Origin of the sequence: Micromonospora sp. WMMD737 (genome assembly GCF_049179055.1) — a bacterium.
GTDB classification, from domain to species: domain Bacteria; phylum Actinomycetota; class Actinomycetes; order Mycobacteriales; family Micromonosporaceae; genus Micromonospora; species Micromonospora reichwaldensis.
Map to the genome: position 1 here is coordinate 2,099,587 of NZ_JBMHMH010000001.1, position 24,035 is coordinate 2,123,621.

Below are 24,035 nucleotides of genomic sequence, written 5' to 3' on the forward strand. Positions count from 1 at the left end.
CCGCTCACAAGCACTCCCGAAGGGCACGACCATGCGATTCACCGCCGAACAGCGCCTCGATGACGGCGTCCTCGAACGCCAGTTCACCCTCGGTGAGATCCCCGGCATCCTCTGGACGCCGGGATCCGCCTCCGCACCGGTCCCGCTGATCCTGATGGGCCACCCCGGCGGGCTGCACAGAATGTACCCCCGCCTGGTGGCGCGGGCCCGGCACTGCGCGGCGGAGGGCTTCGCCGCAGCCACCCTCGAGCTCCCCTGGAGCGGTGACCGGCCCCGTTCCGCCGCCGCCGAGGAGACCCGCGCCGACCTGCACCGGGCGCTGAAGGCCGGCGAGCCGGTCGACGACGAGCTCGTTGATCGGCTCGTCCTCCCGCTGGTCGAGAAGGCGGTCCCGGAATGGCGGGCCGCCCTGGACGCCCTCCTTCCGCTGCCCGGGATCGGCGGCCCGGTCGGGTACTCGGGAGGGGTGATCTCCATCGGCATCCGGCTGGCGGTGGTCGAGCCGCGCATCTCGGCCGCCCTCCTGTTCGCCGGGAGCTTCGTGCCCCGCACCCTGTTCGAGGAGGCCCGCCGGGTCACCATTCCGCTGCAGGTCCTGCTGCAGTGGGACGACGAAGGAAACGACCGGCAGCTGGCCCTGGACCTGTTCGACGCCTTCGGCGCCAAAGAGAAGACGCTGCACGCCAACATGGGCGGGCACACCGGCGTCCCGCACTTCGAGGGTGACGCCGGGAACCGGTTCTTCGCCCGGCACCTGAGGTGAGGCCGCGCCGTCAGGCCGGCAGCAGACGATAGGAGCTGTCGCCCCGGACGCCGCTCGTCGGGGCGGCGGGTCGCGTTGCCGATTCCGCCGCCCCGGACGGGTCAGGCAGGCACCGTCCCGTTGAGGTACGCGTTGATCTGGTCGATCTCCAGTGCGTTGAAGACCTCAGGCTGGGCGGCGGCCTGGTTCGAGTTGATGATGCGCTTGAACAGGTTGTAGTGCGCCATCGACCGTAGCCCGATGACGCGGTTGGGGGTGACCAGGTAACCGGTGCCGCCGGTGCTCCAGATGAGGTACATCAGTCCATCCTTAGTGACGATCTCAGGGGGAGTTCCGGGCGCCCCGGCGTACGGGGCACCCGTGAGAACCGACTCGGGGTTGACGCGCTGACCGTTCGGCTGGAAAAGCTCGAGATGCAGGTGCGGGCCGGTGGAGCGGCCGGTTGATCCCACGTTGCCGATGTGCTGGCCGGCGGCGACCTGCACGCCCGTCCCGACTCTGGGAGCCTCCCGCATGTGCCCGTAGACACTCCGCCAACCGTCGGCGTGCGTGATGGTGGCGTGGTGGCCGAGGCCGCTCGCGCTGTACGACACGCCGGTCACGGTGCCCGCCGCGATCGCACGGATCGGATAGCCGAGGATCCCCGAGTAGCTGTAGTCCGTGCCGTTGTGCATCCGGGACACGCCGGTGATCGGATCCGTCCGCATCCCGTACGAGGACGTGACCGGCACCCATTTGTCGAACGGCCGGTTCCATCTCGGCGTCGCGCCGTACGCGGCTTCCGCGAGCCACGCCTCCGGAATGATGCCGGCTGCCAGCGTGGCGGTGACCAGGCCAAGCAGATGGCGGCGGCCGATGCCACGCGACTCCGCCCCGTCCCCCGGCAGTGTTTCGTCGAGTGTCCGCATTCGGCCCCTTGCTCGCGATGAATGACGACCGGAAACGATCCGCACCGAGGAGACCACCGACTGCGACTGCTGCCCACAGGGGGATGGCCGCTGGTTCGGGACGGGCCGACCAACCCCTTCGGCGGCGAACCAGCGAGCCCGCATGCATCTGGGATCTTGGATATTAGGGTATCGGGCTCCACTGGTGTCAAGACTCGCTTTCCGTCCCGGTCGGTACGGTCCGGCACCGCGCCGGCACCCGTTCGAGGCCGGGACGTGGCGAGACGATCACCCAGGCGGCCGGGGCGCCAGGGTCAGGCGGCTCCGCACCTCCGGCGGGCTGTCGAGGCGTACCTCGTACAGCCGCCCCTCGGCGTGCGCCGGCGTCTGGTCCCCGTAGTGCGGCGAGAGGGGGTGGCCCGAGCTGCCGTGGCGGAGCACGTCGCGGATGCGGGTGCCGCCGGAGGGGCCGAACTCGACGACGAAGCGCCACGGCGCGCCCTCGACCACCTGGCCGTCGCGGTCGGGATACATCAGGCAGACGCTCTGCCCGCCGCCGCCCACCGGGGTCGGGGGCGAACCGTACAGCGGACGCAGCGCGTCCGACACCGCTGCCAGGGGATGCTGGTCCGCGATCCGGTTCGACAGGCCGTAGCGCCAGCCGGCGGGGTCGACGCCGAACCTGTCGGCGAGTCGACGTGCCGCCTCGGTGAGGGCGTCGGCCACGACGACCGGAAGGTCCTCCGTCTCGCCGAGCCGCCGGCGGGCGTCCGCGTCCATCACCAGGTGATCCACCTGGAGGGTCACGTCGGTCATGGCGTCGGCGACGGCCGCGCCGAGCCGGCCGGTGATCCAGCGCTCGGTCAACACCCGGGTCAGCGCCCCGAAGACCAGAGGTGCGGCCTGGCCGGCGTCGTCCCTGCCGTCCCAGGTGGCCAGCGACTGGTGGCCGAACACGGCCAGCGGCGACTCCGGTGGATTCTCGTCGAGCGCCTTCAGCAGGGTGGGCAGGATGCGTTGTGCCCGGCCGTTGCGCAGGTCCATCTGCCACGCGCCGAAGTCGTCCGGGCGGGCCGTCGGCGTCGCCGTCAGCAGTTCCTCGATCCGGTCGGCCCGGTACGGTCCGCCCCAGTCGCTGCCCAGGTGCGGGGCGACCCCGTCGGGCAGGATCTGGTGGTTGGCGCTGACCACGAAGCCCGCCGGCGGATCGACGACCTCCGGTAGCTCGTCGAACCCGAGGGTGGTGCTCCAGCGAGCGGCCACCTCGGCCGCGCCGGCCGGGGCGAGGCCCTCCCGACGGTCCCGGCGGGGCACGATTCCGGCCGTCCGCAGCGCGACCGTACCGTCCCGGGTCGCGACGACGAGGTTGAGCACGGGCACACCGAAGCCCCGCAGGGTGTCGCGGAACGCCGGGTAGTCGCGCGCCCGCCACATCCGCTGGCAGCTCTCGGCCTCGGTGGACGGGTGCAGACCACTCCAGTAGAGGGCCACCGGCTCCGCTTCCGCACCGCCAGGGCCCGGCAGGTCGACGTATCCCGTACCGCCTGCGGCGCGCACGGGGACATCGGTCCCGCCGCGCACCCGGACGACGCTGGTCTGCGACCACCGGGGCTCTCCCGTCGGGTCCGGCCGCTCCCCCACGGCCAGGTCCTGGGTGTCGACGGTGGAGTTGGTCACTCCCCACGCGAGATCGGGGTTGGCGCCGATCACCAGCCCGGGCACGCCCGGCACCGTCACCCCGTACACGCGTTCGCCGTCGAGGTCCAGTCCCAGCTGATACCAGAGGCTCGGCTGGGTGAACAGGATGTGCGGGTCGTTGGCCAGCGCGGCGAAGCCGGTGACGGACCTGGCCGCCGACACCGCCCACGCGTTCGAACCGCTCCCCTGCCGGCCCCCGAAGAGGTCGCCGAGGTGGGCGGCGCCGGCCGCGGAGAGCAGCGCGGTGTCGCCGCGCCGTCCCGCCGACCCCGCCGGGGCGTCGGCGGCGATGGTGACGCTGCCGCCGGGCGGGTACTTCGGCGCCAGGAAGCTGCGGACGAACTCCGGTCGCTCCGCCAGCAGCCGGCCACGGAAGACCTCCTGCTGCAGGTTGCGGCCCAGGTGGAAGCCGAGCTGCTTGACGACGGCCAGCGAGTCGCCGACCGACCACGGGCCCGGCCGGTACCTCAGGAGGTGGAATTCGGGCGGGAGCTGCCCGCGGCGCCGCATCCGGCGTACCGCGGTGTCGACCCCGTGGGCGAAGGCCGCGAGGTTGGCGCGGGCAGGCGGTGAGAGCAGGGCCTCGCTCCGGTGGGCGGCCCGCTCGAAGGCGAGGGTACGGGCGAGGACGTCCGAACCGGCGGCACGAGCGCCGAACACCTCCGCCAGTCGTCCGGTCGCCCGCCGGCGCAGGACGTCCATCTGCCACAGCCGGTCGTACGCCATCGCGACCCCGACGCCCACGTAGAGATCGCGTTCGTCGCCCGCGCGGATCCACGGGATGCCGCGTTCGTCGCGATCGATGTCGACGGTCCCGTGCAGGGCCGCCACGGAGAGCACCCGGGTCCGCCGGAGCGCACGACTGCTCGGCCAGGCGGCCAGGCGCAGGATGCCCGCCGCGACGCTCATGACGCCTTTTCGGTCTCCGTCTCGGTCTCCGCCTCCGGGAGCGTGTCGTGGCGGCTCAGGTCCGGGATGCGCCGGCCGACCAGCAGGTAGAGCACGACGCTCACCAACGCCAGGGAGCCGATGGCGAGGAACATGACCGGCCCGCCGAAGGACGCGAGGACGAGACTGCCGAGGAACGGTCCGGTGAATCCACCGACCTGCGCGAAGGTCTGTGCGCCGAAGTAGGCTCCGCGCCGTTCCTCGGGCGCGATGCGGTCGACGAGCGCGAATTCCGACGGCACGATCAGGGTCTCGGCGACGGTGAACACCACCATCGCCACGATGTAGTGCCACATCTGCTCGGAGATCGCGAAGCCGGCCATCCCGACGAAGGTGAGGATCCCACCGAGGGTGATGGCGTTCAGCGGGTTGTAGCGCTGCACGTAGCCGGCGGCGAAGAGCTGGAGGACGATCACCGCCACCGCGTTCGTGGTCATGACCGCGGCGAGCACCCGGGCGCTGTCGGCGAAGTCGATGACGAAGTTCTGGGCGAGCAGCACCGAGATCCTGCTGTGCACCGTCTCCAACAGGATGGCGCCGATGAGCAGGAGGAGCAGGCGGCGGTCCGACATCACCGCCCGGGCCGACTCGCCCAGTCCCCGGACGATGGCGCCCGTGCTGCGGCCGAGCGTCGTCAGCCCGCCGTCCCCCGTGGACGGTCGTGGCAGGTGCCGCGTGGCCGCCCAGAGGACGGCGAGGTAGACCAGGTACACGCAGGCGGCGGCGGGGAAGGATATCCGGGCGCCGGTGAACCCGAGGGCCACCCCGATCAGCGGACCGACGGCGTAGCCGGCGTTGATCGCGAGGTACTGGTAGGAGAACCACTTCACCCGCAGCGCGACGGGGAGCAGGTCGCTGATGAGTACCTTCGCGACCGGGCTGAAGGCACTGGTGGCGAACGCCATGGACGCGTTGAAGACGAACGCCGTCACGGCGTCCCGCGCGAAGTAGAACCCGACGAAGCTGCCGATCACCACCAGCAGGCAGGAGAGCAGGACCCGGCGGCGTCCCACGATGTCGGAGAGCGCGCCGCCGAGGAACCCACCGGAGATGCCGAACAGGACGGAGGAGCCGATGACCAGGCCGACCGTCGAGACGGAGAGGCCGAGTTCGTTGCGGAGGTAGATGGCGAGGAAGGGAATCGTCACGCCGTTGGCCAGGCTCATCACGCCGGAACCGCCGACGAGGATCCTGGCCAGTCGCGGTGGGCGGAACGCTGCGCTCGCAGCCGGTTCCCGGGTCAACTCGGGTGTCCTTCCGTCTTGTCCTGCTGGTGCTGGAATTCGATCATTGTCTCGGCGACGGTCGCCGCGTCGGGGTCCCGCAGCATGCCCTCGTGGCTGGTGGCCACCACCGTCTCGGTCAGGTCCGGCAGCACCAGGTGCCAGCCCCCGGTGTGCCCGCCGTCGTCGGTGGACCTCTCCAGGCCCGCCACCAGCAGCAGTGCGGGCACGGTCAGGGCAGGCGCGGGCTCCGCCATGATCCGTCCCATCGTCCGGTAGTCCTCGAACGCGTGGGCGAGCCCGCCGATCGTGGCAGCCAGCGCGGGTGCCGCGGTGGAGGCGGCCCACCGCAGCAGTTCCGTGTCGGCCATCCCGGCGGCGGACTGTGGGGACAGCTCGCGCCACGGGCGGGTGTGCTCGGGGAAGGCGAGGGCGACGTCGGTGAGAAAATCGACCAGCCGGGTCCGCTGGTCGTCGGAGAGGCGCTGGCGCAGGTGTTGCGGGCTCGGTGCGTCGAGCAGGGTGATGCTCCGCACCCGGCGGCCGGCCGCCCGTACCGCGTGGGCGAGGTGCAGCGCCAGCGCCCCACCCAGGGAGTGTCCGACGAGGTGGACCCCGGCATCGACGACGGGCAGCAGCTCGGTCAGGCACGCCTGCGCGGCGGCGGCGGCGGACGGCGTCCCGTCCTGCGACCGGAGAAGGTCGCGGGTGTGCAGGGCGTGGAACGGGCGGCCCCGGACGTGCGTCGACAGCCGCGCCATCGAGGCGGCGATCCCGAAGACACCGGGCAGCGCCACCACGGGCGCCCGGCCCGCCGCGGAATCCCCCAGCGGCAACAATTCGACCGGGCGGCGGGACGCCGCACCCGGTCCGGCCTGCCGGGCCCGGCGGACCGCGCCCGCCACCGCCCGCACCGTCGGCGCCCGCAGGAAGTCGCGCAGCGGGACGACGACACCGAACTGCCGGCGTACGGCGGCCAGCAGGCGGGTCGCCAGCAGGGAGTTCCCGCCCTGCCGGAAGAAGTCGGTGTCCGGTTCGACCTCGGTGCCGGGCAGCAGCTCGGCCAGGACCGCCAGCAGGGACCGCGTGACGTCGTCGACGCCCGAAGGCACGTGTGGCGTCAGGACGGGGCCGGGATCGGGCAGGGCCGCCCGGTCGAGTTTGCCGTTGGCGGTTCGCGGCAGCGCGTCGACGGGGATGAACGCGGACGGAACGGCGTACCCCGGAAGCCGGTCCTCCAGCCGGGAGCGCAGCTGCGCCGGGCCGGCTTCGCCGTCACCGACGACGTACGCCACCAGCCGCGTTCCCGCGCCGGGTGCGGTGTGCGGCACCACCGCCGCCTGCCGCACGCCGGGCAGGGCGAGCAGGGCGGCGTGCACCTCTCCCAGCTCCAGGCGGTAGCCGCGGATCTTGACCTGGTCGTCGTTGCGCCCGTGGTACTCGTACTCGCCGGAGGGCGTCCGCCGGGCGAGGTCCCCGGAGCGGTAGCCGCGTACGGCCCGGCCCTGCGCGTCGGTGACGGTGACGAACCGCTGCGCGGTGAGTTCCGGCTGCCCCAGGTAGCCGAGGGCCACGCCCGCGCCCGTGACGATGATCTGCCCGATCCGACCGTCGGCGACCGGCTGGTCGTCGGTGTCCCACAGCAGGAAGTCGAGGTCGGGAAGGGGCACGCCGATCAGGCTGGTCGTGCCGGCGAGGTCGGAGGCGAGGATCCGGCGGTACGACGCGTGGACGGTGGTCTCGGTGATCCCGTACATGTTGACCAGCTCGGGCGCGGCGTCGCCGTACTTGGCGACCCACGGCCGCAGGTCCGCGAACCGGAGCGCCTCACCGCCGAAGACCACCCACCGCAGCGGCAGCCGGTCGTCGTACTCGTCCTCCTGAGCCGCCAGCGCACCGAAGGCGGTGGGCGTCTGGCTGAGCATCGTGACCCGCTCCGCCCGCAGCAGGCGCCGCAGGGCGACCGGGTCCCGCATGACCTCGCCCGCGACGACGACCACACACCCGCCGGTGAGCAGCGCCCCCCACATCTCCCACACCGAGAAGTCGAAGGCGAACGAGTGGGCCATGGTCCACACGTCGCCCGGCCCGAACCCGAACAGTGGCTGCGTGGTGCCGATCAGGCGCAGGACGTTGGCGTGGGAGACCTCGATGCCCTTGGGACGGCCGGTCGTGCCCGAGGTGTGGATGACGTACGCCCGGTCGGTGGGCGCGATCGGGCGGGCCGGTGCGGCGGGCGGGTCCGGCTGCTCCGCGCCGTTCTCCGGCGCGTCGAGCAGGACGGCCGCGGCCGTCGCGGGCAGGGAGCCTGCCAGCGTGCCCGTGGTGATCACGAGGGACGGCGCGGCGTCACCGACGATCGTGCCGGTACGGGCGGCGGGCGCCTCCGGGTCGAGCGGCAGGTACGCGGCACCCGTGCGGAGCACCGCCAGCGCCGCCACGATCATCCGCGCCGAGCGCGGCAGCAGCACGCCGACCGGCCGGCCGGGCGGCGCGACGGTCGCGATCCGGCCGGCCAGGGCCCGGGAGGCGGCGGCCAGCTCCCGGTACGTCAGGGCCTGCCGGTCACAGCGGACGGCGACCCGGTCGGGGTGCCGCTCCGCGACCTCGTCGAAGGCGGCGACGAGGTTGTCGGCGGTGACGGGTGCGCTGGCGGCCGGGCCGACCTCCGGTGTGGACACCTCGCGGCGTCCGGCGAGCCGCCGACGCAGCCGTAGCGCGCGATCGGTCGACGTCATGAGCATCTCTCCCCAGGTCTCGTCGCGCCGGTCCTCACAGGGCGAGCACCAGCGGGACGATCAGCCCTGCCGCTTCGACCCGCGACACGTACGCGCCCCAGTGCGGGGAGTCGATGAGCGTCGCCGTCGCGCGGTGGTCGATCTCCAGGGACTGGCCGCTCACCTCCCGCCAGATCTCCCCGAGCGCACTGCGGTCCCCGTCGTCGACGAGCGTCGCCTCCTGCACCGGCCGGTCCGGGCTGTCCAGGAAGAACCTCAGCAGCCGGTCGGCCGCCCCGGCCAGCCGGTCGACGGCCTCCGGGGTGAACAGCGACCGGTCGTACTCGATGGTCAGCCCGATCCGGTCCTCGTCGGTGAAGTGCAGCAACAGGTCGAAGCGACTCGTCTGCGCGCCCAGCGGGGTCACGCCCGTGTCCAGGCCCGGCAGCGCGGCGACACCGTGCATCGACCGGGCGACGGAGACCACGACCTGCACCAGGGGGTTCACCCCGGGCCGGCGGGGTGCTCCCACGAGGTCCACGATCTTCTGCAACGGCAGGCTCTGGTGGTCCAGGGCGTTCAGGGCGCTGTCCCGGACCGATGCGACGACGGCCCGCGCGCTGTGCTCCGGGTCGACCTGGTAGCGGAACGGCACGGTGTTGGCGAAGAAGCCGACGAGGTCCCTCGTCTCCGCCGGGTGCCGACCGGCGACGGCCGCGCCGATCACCACGTCCGACTGCTGGGCGAGCTTGGCCATCAGCACCGCGCTGACGGCGTGCACGACCATGAAGAGGGTCACGTTGTGCTGCTGCGCGAACGCCCGCACCTCGGCGGAGAAGCTCTCGTCCCACTCCCGGCGGCGCCGGCCCGCGGTCCGCGTACGGTCCTCGGTCCGCTCCAGGTCGGTCGCGAGGGCGAGTTCCCCGTCGTAGCCCTTCAGGTAGGACCGCCAGAAGTCGCCGTCGCGGCGGGCCGGCGCCGATTCGAGGTAGTCCTGCTGCCAGCGGGAGTAGTCGCCGTACTGGATCGGGAGCGGGGGCAGGTCCGCCTCCCGCCCCGCCCGGTGGGCCGCGTACGACTCCGCGATCTCCCGCAGGATCAGCTCGTTGGACCAGCCGTCGGTGACCACGTGGTGGCTCGTCCATTCGAGCACGTGCTCCCGGTCGGCGAAGCGGTACAGGGTGGCCCGGGTCAGCACGCCGCCGAGGTCGATGCGCCGCGTCGCCCGCTGCCGGACGTACTCCAGCATCGCCTCGCTGTCCCCCTCCGCGACCACCGCGTCGGTGGCCTCGCGGACCCGCAGGTGCGGCCTCGCGTCGGGGTCCACGACCAGCAGCGGCACGCCGTCGCGTTCGACGATCCGGCTGGACAACACCTCGTGCCGCGCGACGAGCCGGTCGACGGCCGCCCGCAGCGCCGTCACGTCGAGGTCACCACGCAGGCGCAGGAGGTACCCGTCGGTGTAGGCGCCGTCGGAGTCGATCTGGTCGAGGTACCAGAGGCCCGACTGCGCCATGGACAGCGGGAACTCCCGCAGGCCGGCGGGCCTCGCCGGGACCGGCACCTCCGACTCCCGGTCGTCGGTCAGCGTTGCCTCGACCCGGGCGGCGAAGCCCCGCAGCGTCGGGTTCTCGAACAGCTCCCGGATCGGCAGGCGGACCCCGAGGCGGTCCCCCAGTCGGGCGAGGACCTGCGTCGCGTGCAGGGAGTGCCCGCCCAGGTCGAAGAAGCTGACCTGGGGACCGGGCCGGCGACCGGAGAGCACGGAGGCCCAGATCTCGGCGACGGCCTCCTCCGTCGGGGTCATCGGGGCGGAGCTCTCCTGGGTCGGTTCGTCGACCGGGGACAGGGCCGTCGCCGCCAGCGCGCGGGTGTCGACCTTGCCGTGGCTCGTGCGCGGCAACTGGTCGATGCGGACGAGGAAGTCCGGGATGGCGTTGCGGGGCAGGACCTGGGTGAGCCCGGAGCGCACCTCCTCGGGCCGCAGGTCCCGGCGGACCAGGGAGCCCTCGGGCGCACCGTCGGCGCCGCCGGAGACCACCTCCGGTACGAAGAAGCCCGCGAGCTGCTTGCCGCCGTCGGCGGACTGCCGGACGATCACCACGCTCTCCTGGACGCCCTCGACGCCGGCGAGGGCCCGACTGACCTCGTCCAGTTCGACCCGGTTCCCTCTGATCTTGAGCTGGTTGTCGATCCGGCCGAGGAACTCGACCGAGCCGTCCGCCAGCCGGCGGCCACGGTCGCCGGTGCGGTACATGACGCCGTCCCCGTCGCCGGCGAAGGGGTCGCTGACGAAGACCGCGGCGGTCCGGTCGGGGTCGTTGACGTAGCCGCCGCCGACGCAGACGCCGCCGGCGTACAGCTCGCCCGGCGTGCCGGTGGGCACCGGCTCCCGGGCGCCGTCCAGCACGTACAGGGCGGTGTTGCGCGCGGGCCGGCCGAGCGGGACGGAGGCGTCCCGCTCGTCGACGTCCGCCGCGACGAGGTGGTGCAGGACGTCGTCGGACGTCTCGGTCGCCCCCCACATGTTCAGCAGCCCCACCCCGGGCAGCAGCCGGCGGAACGTGTTGGCGGACTGCGGGGTCAGCGTCTCCGCCTGCGAGGCGACCCAGCGCAGGCGGAACGGCGGAAACGCGTCGACGCCGTAGAACGCGAGTTCGGCGCACATGATGTTGAGCACGGAGGGCGTCACCTCCAGCACGGTGACCCCGTCCTCGGCCACGGCCCGCAGCAGCGACGCCGCGTCCTGACCGATCTCGTCCGGGTAGATCACGGTCGTGGCGCCGACGGCGAGCGGCGCGAGGAGCTGCCAGACGGAGATGTCGAAGGTGGCGGCGGCGTCCTGGGCCAGCCGGTCGCCGGGCCGCAGGTCCAGTTGCTGGATCTTGGCGTCGATGTGGTTGAGCATGCCGTCGTGCCGGATCAGGGCACCCTTGGGATCGCCCGTGGATCCCGAGGTGAAGAGGACGTACGCGCTGTCCCGACCGCCCGGTGCGGGGCCGAGCGCGGCCGGCGTGCCGGCGGCGGCGATGACCTCCGCCAGATCGACCAGCTCGACCTCACCGGTCGCGGCCAACGCGGCGCGGTGCGTCTCGTCGCACACCACCAGCCTCGCCTCCGCCCGCCCGACCATGCGGGCGACGCGTGCGGCCGGGCCCTGCGGCAGCGGCAGGTACACCGCGCCGAGGCGGAGGATGGCGAGGGTGACGACGAGGTAGTCGATGTTCCGGCCGCTGGCCAGGCCGACCACGGTGCCGTGGCCCACCTGCCGGGCACGCAGCCATCCGGCCACCCGCTCGACGTGCGCGGCGAGCTCCCGGTAGGTGATCTCGCGGTCGCGGCAGACGGCGGCCACCTCGTCGGGGAACGTCTCCACCGAACGGGCCATCCGTTCGAGGAAGCCCGTCGCCGTCGCCGGCTCGACCGGCCCGCGTGAGATCTCCACCAGCGCCCGGTACCGCTGCTCACCGAGCAGCGCGACCTGCGTCGGCTCGTCGTCCGGCTGGTCGACGACGCTGGTCAGCGCCCGCAGGAAAATATCCGCCACCTCGTGGAGCTGGTCCTCCGAGATCCGTTCCATGTTCGCTTCGAGGTCGAGCGTGAGCAGCCGACTGAACGGGTCCTTGTTGAACTCGGCCCGCAGGGTGAAGTTCGTCTGGATGTAGCCGAAGCCGTCGACCACCTCGATGCCCGTGGCGTGGGCGAGCCGTTCGTAGCCGTGGAAGTGGGTGTAGTTGAACATGATGTCGGTCAGCTCGGGCACGCCGGCGAGACGGAGCATCTCGGCGTGCGGGAAGCGCCGCACCGGCAGCAGCTCCCGCTCCTTGTCGCTGGCCGCCGCGATCAGGTCGCGCCACGTGCTGCCCCGCGGCCGGAACCGGAAGGGTACGAGGTTGAGGTGCAGGCCGATGACCTCGGTGCCGCCCTCCTCCTCGATCCGCCCGTTGGCGGCGACGCCGAGCACGACGTCGTCGCGTCCGGTGAGCGCCATCACCACCCGCGAGTGGACGGCCATCACCACGTGTTTGACCGACACCCCGCAGGCGGCGGCGAGCTGGTGCAGGCGGTCGGAGAGTTCCGCCGGGAGGTCCACGCTGAGGAAGCCCATCCGCCCCTCGTGCACGGCGCCGGAGCCCCGGGCGAGGCGGGGCAGCAGGCTCGGCTCGACCTCGGCCAGCTCCTGCCGCCAGAACTCCCGGACCGTCTCGTCGCGGAGCACGGCCTGTTCCTTCGCGATGAAGTCGGCGTACCGGCGGACGGGCAGGGCACGGTCGGGTGACGCGATGCCCTGCAGGTCCTGCCAGTAGTCGACGAGGATCTCCGCGAGCAGTGACGTCTCGCTCCAGCCGTCGAACATCGTGTCGTGGAAGCTCATGGAGAACATGAACTCGTCCGGGCCGAGCAGGTGTGCCGTGAACCGGACCAGTGGCGGCTGCGCCCAGTCGTACGGGTTGCTCATCTCCCGGCGTCGCCAGGCCTCGAACTCGGCCAGCTGCCGGTCCTCGTCGAACCGGCTCAGGTCCGTCACGTGCAGCGGGGTCCGGGCCCGCGCGTGGACGACCTGGAGCGGTTGCGAGAACCCGGACAGGTGGAACGACGTCCGCAGGATCTCGTGGCGCCCGGTCACCCGCGCGAGCGCGCGGCTCATGGCGTCGTGGTCGAACCTGGCGCGCAACCGGAACATGAAGATGTCGCAGTACATGTTGACGCCCTCGGCGTACGCGCTGTGGAACAGCACGCCGGCCTGGAGGGTGGCCAACGGGTAGGCGTCGACCGCGTCGGCCGGCAGGTGCGCCCGGTCCGCCGGGTCGACGAGGCTGAACGGCTCGACCGGCGGGTCGACCGTCTCGTCCGTGGTGACGGCGTACGCGGCCAGCGCACGGGGCGTCTTCAGCTCGTAGATGTCGGCCAGGTCCAGCGTCATCCCGCGGCTCGCCGCCGCGGCACGCAGCTGCACCGCGACGATGGAGTCCCCGCCGATGCCGAAGAAGGAGTCGTCGGGTCCCACCCCCTCGACGCCGAGCACCTCCTCGAACAGCGCGCAGATCGCCCGCTCCGCCGTCGCCGTCGACGCGTCGGCGACCGCCTCCGTGGCCATCGGCGCCCGGAGCTGGTTGGCCGGGGTCGGTGCGGGCAGGAGCGTGAAGTCGGCCTTCCCGTTGGCGTTCACGGGGATCTCCGGCACCGGGACGACGAACGCCGGGAGCATGTACGACGGCAGGCTCGCCCGCAGCAGTTCCGGAATCTCCCCCAGCTCGCAGCCCGGGTCGTGGGTCACGTACGCGACGATCTGCGTCCGGTCGTTGCCGGCGCCCGACGCCGCCTGACCGGCCCGGACGAGACTGCGGACCGAGGAGATCCCCCCGGACGCCGCCTCCTGCTTCACCACCGGATTGCGCTGCGGCCGCGCCCGGCGGACGGTCACCGCGACCTGCCCGACGCCGGGCACCGCGGTCAGCGCCGCGTGGATCTCCCCGAGCTCGACCCGGTGCCCACGGATCTTGACCTGGTCGTCGGCCCGCCCCAGGTACTCGTACTCGCCGGCGGGAGTCAGCCGCGCGAGGTCACCGGACCGGTATCCCCGCACGGGCCTGCCGTCGACGGTCAGGTCGAGGAACCGCTCAGCGGTCGCTCCGGGCTGGCCCAGGTATCCGATGGCCACTCCCGGTCCGGTCACGACGATCTCGCCGGTCTGGCCCGGGGGCACCGGCCGGCCCTGCTCGTCTGAGAGCAGGAAGTCGAGGTCTGCCAGCGGACGACCGATGAGGCTGGCCGTGCTCGTCAGGTCGGCCGCCAGGACCCTGCGGTACGAGGAGTGGACCGTCGTCTCCGTGATGCCGTACATGTTGACCAGCTGGGGCTGCTGGTCGCCGTACCTGTCCACCCAGGGGCGGAGGTCACCGAAGCGCAGCGCCTCCCCGCCGAAGACCACCCACTTCAGCGGCAGCCGGTCGGGCCGGGAGACCTCGTGCGCCGCCAGGCTGTTGAAGGCGGTGGGCGTCTGGCTGAGCATCGTCACCTGTTCGTCGGCGAGCAACGCCCGGAAGGCCACGGGGTCCCGCGCGACGTCCTGTCCCACGACGACCAGCCGGCCGCCGGACAGCAGCGCGCCCCACATCTCCCAGACGGAGAAGTCGAAGGCGAACGAGTGGAACATCGTCCAGACGTCCCCGGCGCCGAAGCCGAACTGCGGCCGGGTGGCCCGGATCAGGCGCAGCACGTTGCCGTGGCTGACCTCCACACCCTTCGGCCGCCCGGTGGTGCCCGACGTGTAGATCACGTAGGCGCGGGTGTCCCACGCCGCGGGGCACCGCCCGCCGGTGGCGTCGCCGCGCTCCTGCGCGACGTCCTGCGGCCCCAGCATTGGGGTGTCGGGCGGCAGCAGCTGCGCCAGCTCGGGAGTCGTCACCACCACCGAGGGCGCCGCGTCGGCCACGATCATCCTCAGCCGGGCGGCGGGGATGGACGGATCGACCGGCACGTAGGCCGCGCCCACCCGCAGCACGGCCAGGCTCGCGACCACCATGTCCACCGAACGCGGCAGGAGCAGCAGCACCGGACGCGACGGGTCGTCGACCCGCGCCCTGATCGCCGCGGCGAGCGCCGTCGAGCGGGCGGCCACCTCGGCGTACGACATCCGCCGGTCCCCGCAGCACACCGCGATGCTGTCCGGGTGGGCGCGGACGACCTCGTCGAACGACTCCACCAGATTACCGACGGCACCTTCGGAAGCAGTCATCATCTCCGCCTTAGCTGAGTCGAACCGGGTCGTGGGCGAGTGCTGTGGACGGCCGCCGGACCAGCCGGGCGAGGTTCTCGCAGAACCGCCGGCACACCTCGGCTGCCGTCTCCGCGGACACGAGGGTGCGTTGGTGGACGAGGCGGAACGTGAGTCCGCCCGCGTCGAGGGCGCCGTAGAGGCTCGCCGCGAAGGCGACGTCCATCGGCGGCACATCGAACGTCTCGACGTCGTGGGACCCGATCCGTCGCCGCCGTCGGCTCCACGGCACGGACAGACCGACGTCGCCGCCGTCCACCGGCTGCTGGAGCGTCAACGTCGCCTGGAAGAGCGGATTCTGGCCGTGCCGATCCGCGCCGAGTGCCCGGACCAGGTCGCTGAAGGGAACGTCCGCCGTCGACAGTGCCGCCCGCAGTTCCCGCCACAGGCGTTCCTCGAGTGCCGACGGATCGGGCCGGTCGGTCAGGTCGCCGAGGACGGGCACCATGTTGACCAGGTAGCCGACGGTGCCGGCGAAGCGCTGGTCGGTGCGCCCGTGGTGCGGCGCGCCGACCACGATCCGCGGCTCGCCGGTCACCTCGTGCAGGGCTTGGACGTAGGCGGCCAGCAGGGGGACGAACGGGGTGAAGCCGCGCCGCGCCGCGTGCCGGTGCAGGGCCCGTACGACGTCCGGGTCGGCCTCGAAGTCGAGCCAGCCGGCCCGGTGCCGGTCCGGGTCCGGCCGTCGTCGTGCAGACCCGCCGCCAGCGGGTCGTTGCGGAAAGAGTACGAGGTCACGCAGTGGCCGCCACTTCTCGGCCAGGGCCGTGACCCGGTCGCGCCGGTCGGGATCGAGTCGCGCCTGCTGCTGTAGCCGGGCCCAGTCGGTGGCGTCCGCCGCACCAGGTCCACCCGGGGCCGGCGGGGCGTCGCCGCCCGTGATCCGGGGCAGGATCTCGGCGAGCAGGAGCTGGAGCGACCAGTGGTCGACGACCGCGTGGTGACACGCCACGAGAAGCACCGTGCCGTCCGGCGGGTACGCCACCCCGGCCCGCACCAACGGGCCCTTCACCAGGTCGAAGGGGCGGTAGGCCCGCTCGTGCAGGTGGGCGCGTACCGTCTCGTCGGGGCCGTCCGGGAAGGCCCGGCACTCCCAGTCGACAGTGCCCTGCCCGTGCACGGTCTGGGTGCCGGACCCGAGCGGTCCGAGGGTCGTGCGCAGCGCGGGGTGCCGAGCGACGGCCTCGTCGATCGCGGCCCGCAGCAGGTCCTCCTCGACGCGGCCGGAGAGGCGCAGGGCGATCGCCAGGTTGTTCGCCCGGCTGCCGCGCGACACCTCGTCGTAGAAGTGCAGCTCGACCTGGCCGGCCGAGGCGGGGCTCACCGCGCCGGTCTCCGCCGGTAGCGGCACGGCGGCCGGGCCGGGGCACGCGGCGGCGGCGACCAGCTCGGCCACCGACCGGTCGCCGAAGAACAGCTCGGCGTCCAGGGTGCCGTCCACCAGCCGCTCGACCGCCGCCTTGAGTTCGATCAGTCGCAGCGAACCGAGTCCCAGCGCCGCCAGCGGCAGCGACGGGTCCCACTCGGCCCCTTCGAGGTTCGCGTACCGGCGGACGAGCTGTTCCACCGCAGTGGACCGGTCTCCGGGGTGGGTGTCGGCGGCGGCCCGCTCGGGCGCCACGGACGGGACCGCCGGCACGACGAGCTTGAGCCGCCCGCCGACGAACTGCTCCCTGGTGGCACGCCGGCGGACCTTCCCGCTGGAGGTCTTCGGTATCGCGCCGGGCATGACGACGACCACGTCGTCGAGGTCCAACCCGCACTCGGTGGCCACCCGACGCCGCAGCCCGCCGGTCAACGACGTGAGCAGCGCGGGGTCCGCGAGCAGCCGCGCCAGCCCGCTGCGGGAGGCCTCGACCACCAGCACCACCCGCTGGTCACCGGTCTCCGGCTGGAACGCCGCGGCGCCGCCCTGGCGCAGGTGCTCGTCGCCCGCGGTGGCGACGGCCTCGATGTCGTGGGGGTGGTAGTTGCGGCCCGCGCGGATGATCAGATCCTTCTGGCGCCCCGCGACGTAGAGCTCGCCGTCGTACATCGCGCCGAGGTCCCCGGTACGCAGGAACGTCCCCTGCCGGCCGCCGACGGTGGCGGCGAACGTCGCGGCGGAGTCGGACCTGCCCCAGTACCCGGCGGCCACCCCGCCGGAGCTCACGCAGATCTCGCCGACCTCGCCCGCCGCGCAGGGTGCGCCGTCCGCGCGGCGCACGGCGACCGTCGTACCCGGTGGCGGGGTGCCGCAGGAGACCAGCGTGACCGGGTCCGTCGCCGCTGCCCCGGTCGTCCCGGTCAGCCGGCCCGTCTCGAGGACGCGCCGGTCGAAGGTGCCGGCGCGGTAGCCGGTCGACGCCTCGGGGCCGCTGACGAAGAGCGTCGCCTCCGCCAGCCCGTAGCACGGATAGAACGCCCGGCGGTCGAACCCGAGCGGCGCGTACGCGGCGGAGAACGCGTCCATCGTCCGCCTGTCCACCGGCTCCGCGCCGTTGAACGCGACCCGCCACGAGCTGAGGTCGATCCCGTCGAGCAGCCCGGCGTCGAAGCGGTCCGCCAGGAGCTGATAGGCGAAGTTGGGTCCACCGGAGAGGGTCGCCCTGAACCGGGACACCTCCGCCGGCCAGCGCAGCGGATTCCGGACGAACGCGAACGTGTCGAGCAGGACCGCCGGCACGCCCATGAACAGCGGCAGCAACGTGGTGCCGATGAGACCCATGTCGTGGTACATCGGCAGCCAGCTGAGCACCACGTCGTCGGTGGTGATCCCGAAGCCGGCCGCGATGGCCCGGTGGTTGTCGGTGAGGTTGCCGTGCCCGACCATGACCCCCTTGGGATCGCCCGTCGACCCGGAGGTGTACTGGAGGAAGGCGAGGTCGCCCGGCGCCGGCCGGTGGGGGCCCACCGGAGCGGCCTGCGCCCGCACCGCCTCGATCGGGTGCACCGCCGGTCCGCCCGGCTCGGTTGCCAGCCCCGACAGCGCTTCGACCAGCTTCGCGGTGGTCAACGCGTGGGTGGCTCCGCAGTCGCGTACGACGGTGGTGACGCGGTCGAGGCGCGCGTGGGGGCCCGGCGGGTAGAGCGGCACCGCGACCACGTTGGCGTATAGGCAGCCGAGGAAGGCCGTGACGTAGTCGAGGCCGGGTGGGAAGAGCAGCAGCGCCCGGTCGCCCGGTTCGGCGATCGACCGTAGGTGGCCGGCCACGGTACGAGCGCCCTCGTCGAGCTGCCCGTACGTGGTGGTGGTCGTCGCCCCGGCACTGTCGACGAAGGTCAGTGCGGGGTCGTCCGCTCGGGTGTCCGCCCAGGCCGACAGTGCCGCGATGAGCGAGGTGTGGGTCATGGTCGTCCCTCAGTGGGCCGGGGCCAGGGACGCTTCGTCGCTGACGGCGTCCGGGCTGTCCTCGTCGACCAGCAGCTGGACCTGGTCCACGGCGGCACGGATCCGGCGGACGACCTCCGCTCTGCTGGAGCCCGTGGCGATGACGTGCCCCAGGCGGTCGTAGCCGTTGCGCGGTGGCCGCACGGACGTGCCGGGGGACGCCGTCACGGTCACCTGTTCGACGCCGTCGAGGCGCTCGATCTCCGCCCCGGCCGCGATAGCCCGGAGCGTCCCGGGCCGGGAAGCCACCAGGAACTCGATCGCGGCGTACCCGTGGGTGGTCGAGGAGAGCCGGGTCGGCCCCCCGACGGCGGCGGCCAGCTGCGCGGCGAGCAGGTCGGAGCCGGTGGCGAGGCGGTAGAGCTCGGGGATCATCCCGCCGGCCGGGCGGGGATTGATCTCGATGATGGCCGGGCCGGACGGCGTGAGGCGTACCTCGGTGTGGGTCGCCCCGTGTGACATCCCGACCGTGGCGAGCGCCCGCAGGACGGCATCCACCATCTCGGTCGCCTGGTCCGCCGGCAGGTCCGCGGGAAAGACGTGCCCGAGCTCCGCGAAGTACGGCCCACCGGTCACCCGCTTCTCGGTGATCCCGAGACAGCGGTTCCCGCTGCTCTCGCCGAACACCTCGACGCTGAACTCGGCACCCCGCACGTACTCCTCGACCAGCGCGCAGCGGGCGGTCGGCATGCCCCGGACGTTGACGCGCATCCCGAGGACCGCCGCCACGTGCGCGGTCGCCTCCTCGACGGTGGCGCAGAGCAGCACGGCGTTGGATCCGGAGTCGTCCGCGGGCTTCACCACGCACGGCAGTCCGACCTCGCGCACCGCGGCAGCGGCCCGTGCCGGATCCGTCACCGCCACGAAGCGGGGTTGCCGGATCCCACTGTCCCGCAGCGCCTCCCGCAGCAGGGCCTTGTTCCGACAGGCGGCCACGGCCGCCGGCGGGTTGCCCGGCAGTCCCAGCCAGTCGGCCAGCTCGGCGGCGAGCACGGTGTAGAAGTCGCTCGTCGTCGTCACCCCGGCGAGCTGTTCACGACGGAACCTGCCTTGGATGAGCGAGCGCAGGGCCGGCAGGTCGTGCGTCTCGCAGACGAGGATCTCGCAGTCGGTGTCGACGAGCCCCGGGTAGCGGTCGGGACGGTCGGTGAGCAGCACCGGGCGCAGCCCCATCCGTCGCGCGACGCTCAGGGCGAGCACGCCGGTCCCGCTCGTGTTCGCCTCCAGGAACAACAGGTACCGCTCGCCGTCCGTGCGTGGGACGTCGTCCGTCCGCGACCAGCTCACGGCGACCTCGCCGGGGCTGATCGGGCGTGGCCGGTCCGCCGCGTCCATCTCGTGCAGGCGGTCGGCGGCCCATCCGTCGTCGTAGACGGTCTGCGCGTACCGGTCGCCGCGATCGGGGAAGATGCCGACGATCCGGCTCCCCGGCTCCGCCCGGCGAGCCACGTCCTTCAGTACCTGGTAGACCGAGCCCGACGTGTTGCCGCCGAAGATCTGCTGCTCGCGGGCCAGGTCACGGGTGGCGCCGAACGCCTCCCGGTCGTTGAGCCAGTGCACCTCGTCGATCTGGCGACGGTCCAGGTTGGCGGGCTCGAGGCTGTTGCCGAGGCCGCCCTGCAACCTGGTGGGCACGTCCGGCTGACCGAACAGCACGCTGCCCACGCAGTCCACCCCCACCACTCGCAGCTCGGGCAGCGCGCGTCGCAGCGCCCGGGCCGAGCCGCACAGCGATCCACCGGTGCCGACAGCCCCGACCAGGACGTCGAAGGAGGTGAGGTCCCCCAGCAGCTCCCCGGCCAGGGACCGGTACGCACCCGGGTTGTCCGGATTCCGGTACTGCTCGGGAAAGAACGCGCCCGGCAGGGCTTCGAGGAGCTCGTGCAGCCGTTCGAGGCGGGCACCCTGCCAGCCCTGGCTGGACATCCGGTCGACGACGTGCACCTGGCAGCCCAGGGCGCGCAGCTTGGCCAGCGTCACGGGGTCGATCCGGGGGTCGGTGACGACGTGCACCGGATGACCCAGAGCGGTGCCGACGAGGGCGACTCCCAGCGCCATCGTGCCGGAGGAACTCTCGACGATCGGCGCGCCCGGTCGGAGTACGCCCAGCCGTCTGGCCTCGAGGATCACGTAGCGGGCGACCCGGTCCTTCATCGCGAAGAGGTTCTGGAGTTCGAGTTTGGCGTACACCTCGACCCGCGGGTCGACATCCATCGTCAGCCTGATCAACGGCGTGTGCCCGATGGCGTCGACGACGTTCTGGAAGATCACGCGCCGGCCCCCGATCGTCCGTGGGTGCCGACGTCGCTCGCGCCCACCCGGGCTGCTCCGCTCAAGATCGTCATTCTTCCCCCCGATTCGACGCTCATCGACGCCCGAGCAGCGCCCGGGCGGAACCTCGCCGTTCACGACGGTCGTCCCACTGCTGCCGGAGGAGCCGGAACTCGTCCGCCTGGCTGGCGAGCAGGTCGGCCAACTCCTGCGGATTGACCGAGCCCGTCGACCGCTTTCCACGAATTGCGTTCTCGATGTCGAAGGCGGCGGCGAGCACGCGTGCGGCATCGGAGACCTGGTATCCGTGCCGGCCGGCGACCTCGACCAACAGCCCGGGGTCTCCGGGATGGGGCGGGATGCCAGAGGAGATGGCGGCGGCGATGTACTGGCCGACGACGATCTGGGCGTCGCGCCAGGGAATCCCGTCGTCGAGGGTCAGGTCGTTAGCCAGTGCGAACGCCCCCAGATACTCCCGCCGGCAGGCTTCCCGCATCCGGTCGGACCGGAAACGCAGGTTGTCGACGACGGTCGAGAAGAGCCGCAGGGCCGTCCGCGTGGTGGAGACGGAGACATGGAGGTTCGCCGTCGCCTCCTTGGACACCTCCACCATGTTGGAATAGGGCGTCGAGCGTTGGGCGAGGACGATGTCCACACCGAAGGCGCCGAGATGCGCCAACTTCCCGCGGATCCGCTCCAGGATCGGGAAGTTCTTCTTCTGCGGCATCGCCGCCGAGATGCCGGAAAGCTCGTCAGGCAGGTCGATGAAGGCGTACTCGTTGCTGCCCCAGGTCATGAGATCGGTGACGAAGCGGCTCAGTTCGGCGCCCAGAATGGAGAATTCCGCCATCATCTCCAAGGCCAGCGACCGGGACGCCACGGCGGTCAGGGCGTGCGGAACCGGTCCCGCGAAGCCGAGCAGGTGCGCCATGCGGTGACGGTCCCAGGGCAACTGCTGGCCGGCCATCGAGCCCGCGCCGAGCGGCGAGAGGTCGTTGCCGTCGTAGGTGGCGAGCCAGCGGCGCAGGTTGTGCAGGATCTGCTGGGAGAGGGCGGCCAGGTAGAAGCCGGGAGTGATCACCTGAGCCGCTTGCAGGTGGGTGTATCCCGGCATCAGCAGGTCGGTCGTGCCGTTGGCGAGTCGATGGACGGCCGCACCGAGGCCCAGCAGGTCCTCCGCCGCCCCACCGAACCACTCGCGCGCCGCGAGAGCGTGGGCGGTCGCCTGAGAGTCGTTACGACTGCGGTCGACGTGCCAGGCCGGGACCGGCCCGGTCAACTGACCGTGCACCCACTGCTCGATGGCCATCGACGTGTCGGACATGTTGGTGGCGGGGTCGGCGCTGAGCGTGGACTCGTCGATCCTGCCGAGCTTGTCCGAGATGTCGCGCCGTTGGTCGCCGGTGACGATGCCCATCCGCTCGTACTCGAGCAGGAGAACCACTTCCACGGCGAGATAGTGGGGAAGCAGGTGGGTCATGTCGAAGTCGAACTGCGGTCGGAGGATTTCGTCATGCACCTGACGGGACGGACCGCTGGACAACCGTCCTGACATCAGGGCGGAGCCCTCGGGAACGAGTTGCAACTGAAGACCCCCGTTACGGATTTGCACGGCCGGACTGCAACCCGAATCCGCACCCTCGGGCGCGTGACATCGCCTGCGGATCGGACCGCCTCGAATGAAGGACAGTCACCTGAGGTGGATGCGACGATTCACAAGGAAGGCGCGATCGGCGGCGCTGGACGAATTCGACGCTTGCCGTCACCAGACATGGCACCAACTCCCCCGTGGAGCGACTACGACATCGTGCAGGCAACGGAGCGTGAATCGGCAGTTCGCGCCAATACGCGGTCTTCGATGGGGCGAGATTAGCCGCGCGCCTCATGCCCCGCAAGGGACTGCATTCCGCGCGCTATGTCTGGTACAGGCCGCATTTGTTCTTCCCGGCACCCGGCTCCGAAGCACCCACCCGGGCGCCCTGACGACGGTGGGCACTTTCCCTCCGGCCGGGGCCACCCACGGCCATTGATACTGCTGGCAGGCTCACGGCCGCGACGAACGAGCGCCATCGGCGCGTGGAAACTCGTAGCGTGGCAGGGGATCTGGTCGACCCCACCCCTTGCCAGCCGACACGGGACAGCGCCTGCCTGCACGTGACCCCTTCAAGCGGGACTCCAGGCTGCGTCGATGACGCTGACTGCGAGCAGCGCTACGACTACCGACCGTGCGGCTGGCTGGCGGTGGTCGATCCGGCTGCGGCCGGTGAACGCCCGTTCATCGGTCCTCGGACGTGAGCACGTGGGCGGCCTCCGCGAAGGCGCGGACGCGGGCAGTGGCCCCGTCGGTGCGCCAGAGCAGGCCCCACTGCAGGGGTTGCGCGTCGCGCAGGTGCACGTACGCGACGTCGGGGCGGGCGTAGTAGCGCCTGGCGTTGTCGCCGACAGGGAAGACGCCGAGTCCGGCACCGACGTGCGTGAGGATCTCGTGGAACGTCGCGCCGGGAAGCCCGGCGCTGATGGGTCGCCCGGCCGGGGTGGCGTGCGGGGTGCGGTCGGCGCGCAGGGATGACGGCAGGGTGTCGGGCAGTTGCAGCATGGTGACATCGGCCAGGTCCTCGACCGAAACAGCGTCGCGACCGGCGAAGGGATGCCCGACCGGCACGGCCAGGAACCGCGCCTCGGACACCAGGACCGGGCCGGTGCCGATGTCGGGCTCGTCCACGGGGAAGGTGGCCAGGGCGAGGTCGACCTTCCCGCCGCGCAGCCAGGGCATCAGCTCACCCATCTGCGCCTCGCGGATCTGGACCTGACACTCGGGATGGCGCCGCCGGAACACCTCGCTGACGCTGACCAGCAACTGGCCACCGGCGGCGCCCGTGAAGCAGACCCGCAGGGTTCCGGTGAACCCACGGCCCGCCTCTACCGCCCGGTCGACCGCGGCGGCCACCTGGTCCCAGGCCGGTCGGAGATCCTCATAGAACGCACGCCCCACCTGGGACAGCTCGACCCGGCGGCTGGTCCGGTTGAACAGTGCGACGCCGACTCGCCGTTCCACCTTGCGGATGGTCTGGCTGATCCTCGCGGTGGAGACCCGCAGTCGTTCGGCGGCACGGCCGAAGTGCAGTTCCTCGGCGACGGCGAGAAACGCTTCCAGCTCGTGCCGCTCCAGCATCCCCGTCCCCCTGCATCGTTAATCGCAGCTTCACGATCATGGCACACGTCGGCATTGTTCGTCGTCCGGGCCAGCCGCAAGGTTGAGGCACCGAAACACCCCGATCAACCGCGGAGCAATCATGTACGTCACCGACAGCCGAGCCTTGGCCGCGGACGCCGCCCACGGCGAGGCGGTCGTCCGCGCACCGAGAGACCGCGTGGAGTCC

At 72.2% G+C, this 24,035-nt stretch carries 10 protein-coding genes; 1 reads left to right on the top strand and 9 read right to left on the bottom strand.

What is annotated here, in order from left to right:
• Window positions 1-31: 31 nt before the first annotated feature.
• Window positions 32-763, top strand: a complete 732-nt coding sequence (locus tag ACN27A_RS08180) for an alpha/beta hydrolase (protein ID WP_421450980.1) — start codon at window positions 32-34, stop codon at window positions 761-763.
• Window positions 764-864: 101 nt separating this feature from the next.
• Here ACN27A_RS08180 and ACN27A_RS08185 read toward each other — a convergent pair whose 3' ends face one another.
• The 9 genes from ACN27A_RS08185 to ACN27A_RS08225 all read right to left on the bottom strand — a co-directional run bounded on the left by ACN27A_RS08185 (window position 865) and on the right by ACN27A_RS08225 (window position 23,827).
• The gene (locus ACN27A_RS08185; RefSeq protein ID WP_421450982.1) at window positions 865-1,671 is read right to left on the bottom strand and encodes a M23 family metallopeptidase; all 807 of its coding nucleotides are present in this window, start codon (window positions 1,669-1,671) and stop codon (window positions 865-867) included.
• A gap of 267 nt (window positions 1,672-1,938) precedes the next feature.
• Window positions 1,939-4,257, bottom strand: coding sequence for a penicillin acylase family protein (locus ACN27A_RS08190; protein WP_421450984.1), 2,319 nt, complete (start codon window positions 4,255-4,257; stop codon window positions 1,939-1,941).
• The gene (locus tag ACN27A_RS08195) at window positions 4,254-5,540 is read right to left on the bottom strand and encodes an MFS transporter (protein WP_421450986.1); all 1,287 of its coding nucleotides are present in this window, start codon (window positions 5,538-5,540) and stop codon (window positions 4,254-4,256) included. Before ACN27A_RS08195 ends, ACN27A_RS08190 begins: the two co-directional genes overlap by 4 nt.
• The gene (locus ACN27A_RS08200) at window positions 5,537-8,257 is read right to left on the bottom strand and encodes an amino acid adenylation domain-containing protein (protein WP_421450989.1); all 2,721 of its coding nucleotides are present in this window, start codon (window positions 8,255-8,257) and stop codon (window positions 5,537-5,539) included. Before ACN27A_RS08200 ends, ACN27A_RS08195 begins: the two co-directional genes overlap by 4 nt.
• A 34-nt stretch (window positions 8,258-8,291) precedes the next feature.
• Window positions 8,292-14,975 (bottom strand): amino acid adenylation domain-containing protein, encoded by a 6,684-nt coding sequence (locus tag ACN27A_RS08205; RefSeq protein ID WP_421450991.1) that lies wholly within the window; start codon window positions 14,973-14,975, stop codon window positions 8,292-8,294.
• A 10-nt stretch (window positions 14,976-14,985) separates the two neighbouring features.
• Entirely contained in the window at window positions 14,986-18,345 is a 3,360-nt protein-coding gene (locus tag ACN27A_RS08210; RefSeq protein WP_421450993.1) for an AMP-binding protein, read from the bottom strand.
• Between the two features lie 9 nt (window positions 18,346-18,354).
• Window positions 18,355-20,655 (bottom strand): pyridoxal-phosphate dependent enzyme, encoded by a 2,301-nt coding sequence (locus ACN27A_RS08215; protein WP_421450996.1) that lies wholly within the window; start codon window positions 20,653-20,655, stop codon window positions 18,355-18,357.
• 94 nt (window positions 20,656-20,749) lie between these two features.
• The gene (locus ACN27A_RS08220) at window positions 20,750-22,105 is read right to left on the bottom strand and encodes an argininosuccinate lyase (RefSeq protein ID WP_421450999.1); all 1,356 of its coding nucleotides are present in this window, start codon (window positions 22,103-22,105) and stop codon (window positions 20,750-20,752) included.
• Between the two features lie 825 nt (window positions 22,106-22,930).
• Window positions 22,931-23,827: a LysR family transcriptional regulator gene (locus ACN27A_RS08225; protein ID WP_421451002.1), complete on the bottom strand. Its 897-nt coding sequence runs from the start codon at window positions 23,825-23,827 to the stop codon at window positions 22,931-22,933.
• Between the last annotated feature and the right edge of the window lie 208 nt (window positions 23,828-24,035).

Excerpts from the sequence above, each read along its gene's own strand:
- ACN27A_RS08180 (WP_421450980.1), top strand. The coding sequence starts at position 32 with ATGCGATTCACCGCCGAACAGCGCCTCGATGACGGCGTCCTCGAACGC.
- ACN27A_RS08185 (WP_421450982.1), bottom strand. The coding sequence starts at position 1,671 with ATGCGGACACTCGACGAAACACTGCCGGGGGACGGGGCGGAGTCGCGT.
- ACN27A_RS08190 (WP_421450984.1), bottom strand. The coding sequence starts at position 4,257 with ATGAGCGTCGCGGCGGGCATCCTGCGCCTGGCCGCCTGGCCGAGCAGT.
- ACN27A_RS08200 (WP_421450989.1), bottom strand. The coding sequence starts at position 8,257 with ATGACGTCGACCGATCGCGCGCTACGGCTGCGTCGGCGGCTCGCCGGA.
- ACN27A_RS08205 (WP_421450991.1), bottom strand. The coding sequence starts at position 14,975 with ATGACTGCTTCCGAAGGTGCCGTCGGTAATCTGGTGGAGTCGTTCGAC.
- ACN27A_RS08210 (WP_421450993.1), bottom strand. The coding sequence starts at position 18,345 with ATGACCCACACCTCGCTCATCGCGGCACTGTCGGCCTGGGCGGACACC.
- ACN27A_RS08225 (WP_421451002.1), bottom strand. The coding sequence starts at position 23,827 with ATGCTGGAGCGGCACGAGCTGGAAGCGTTTCTCGCCGTCGCCGAGGAA.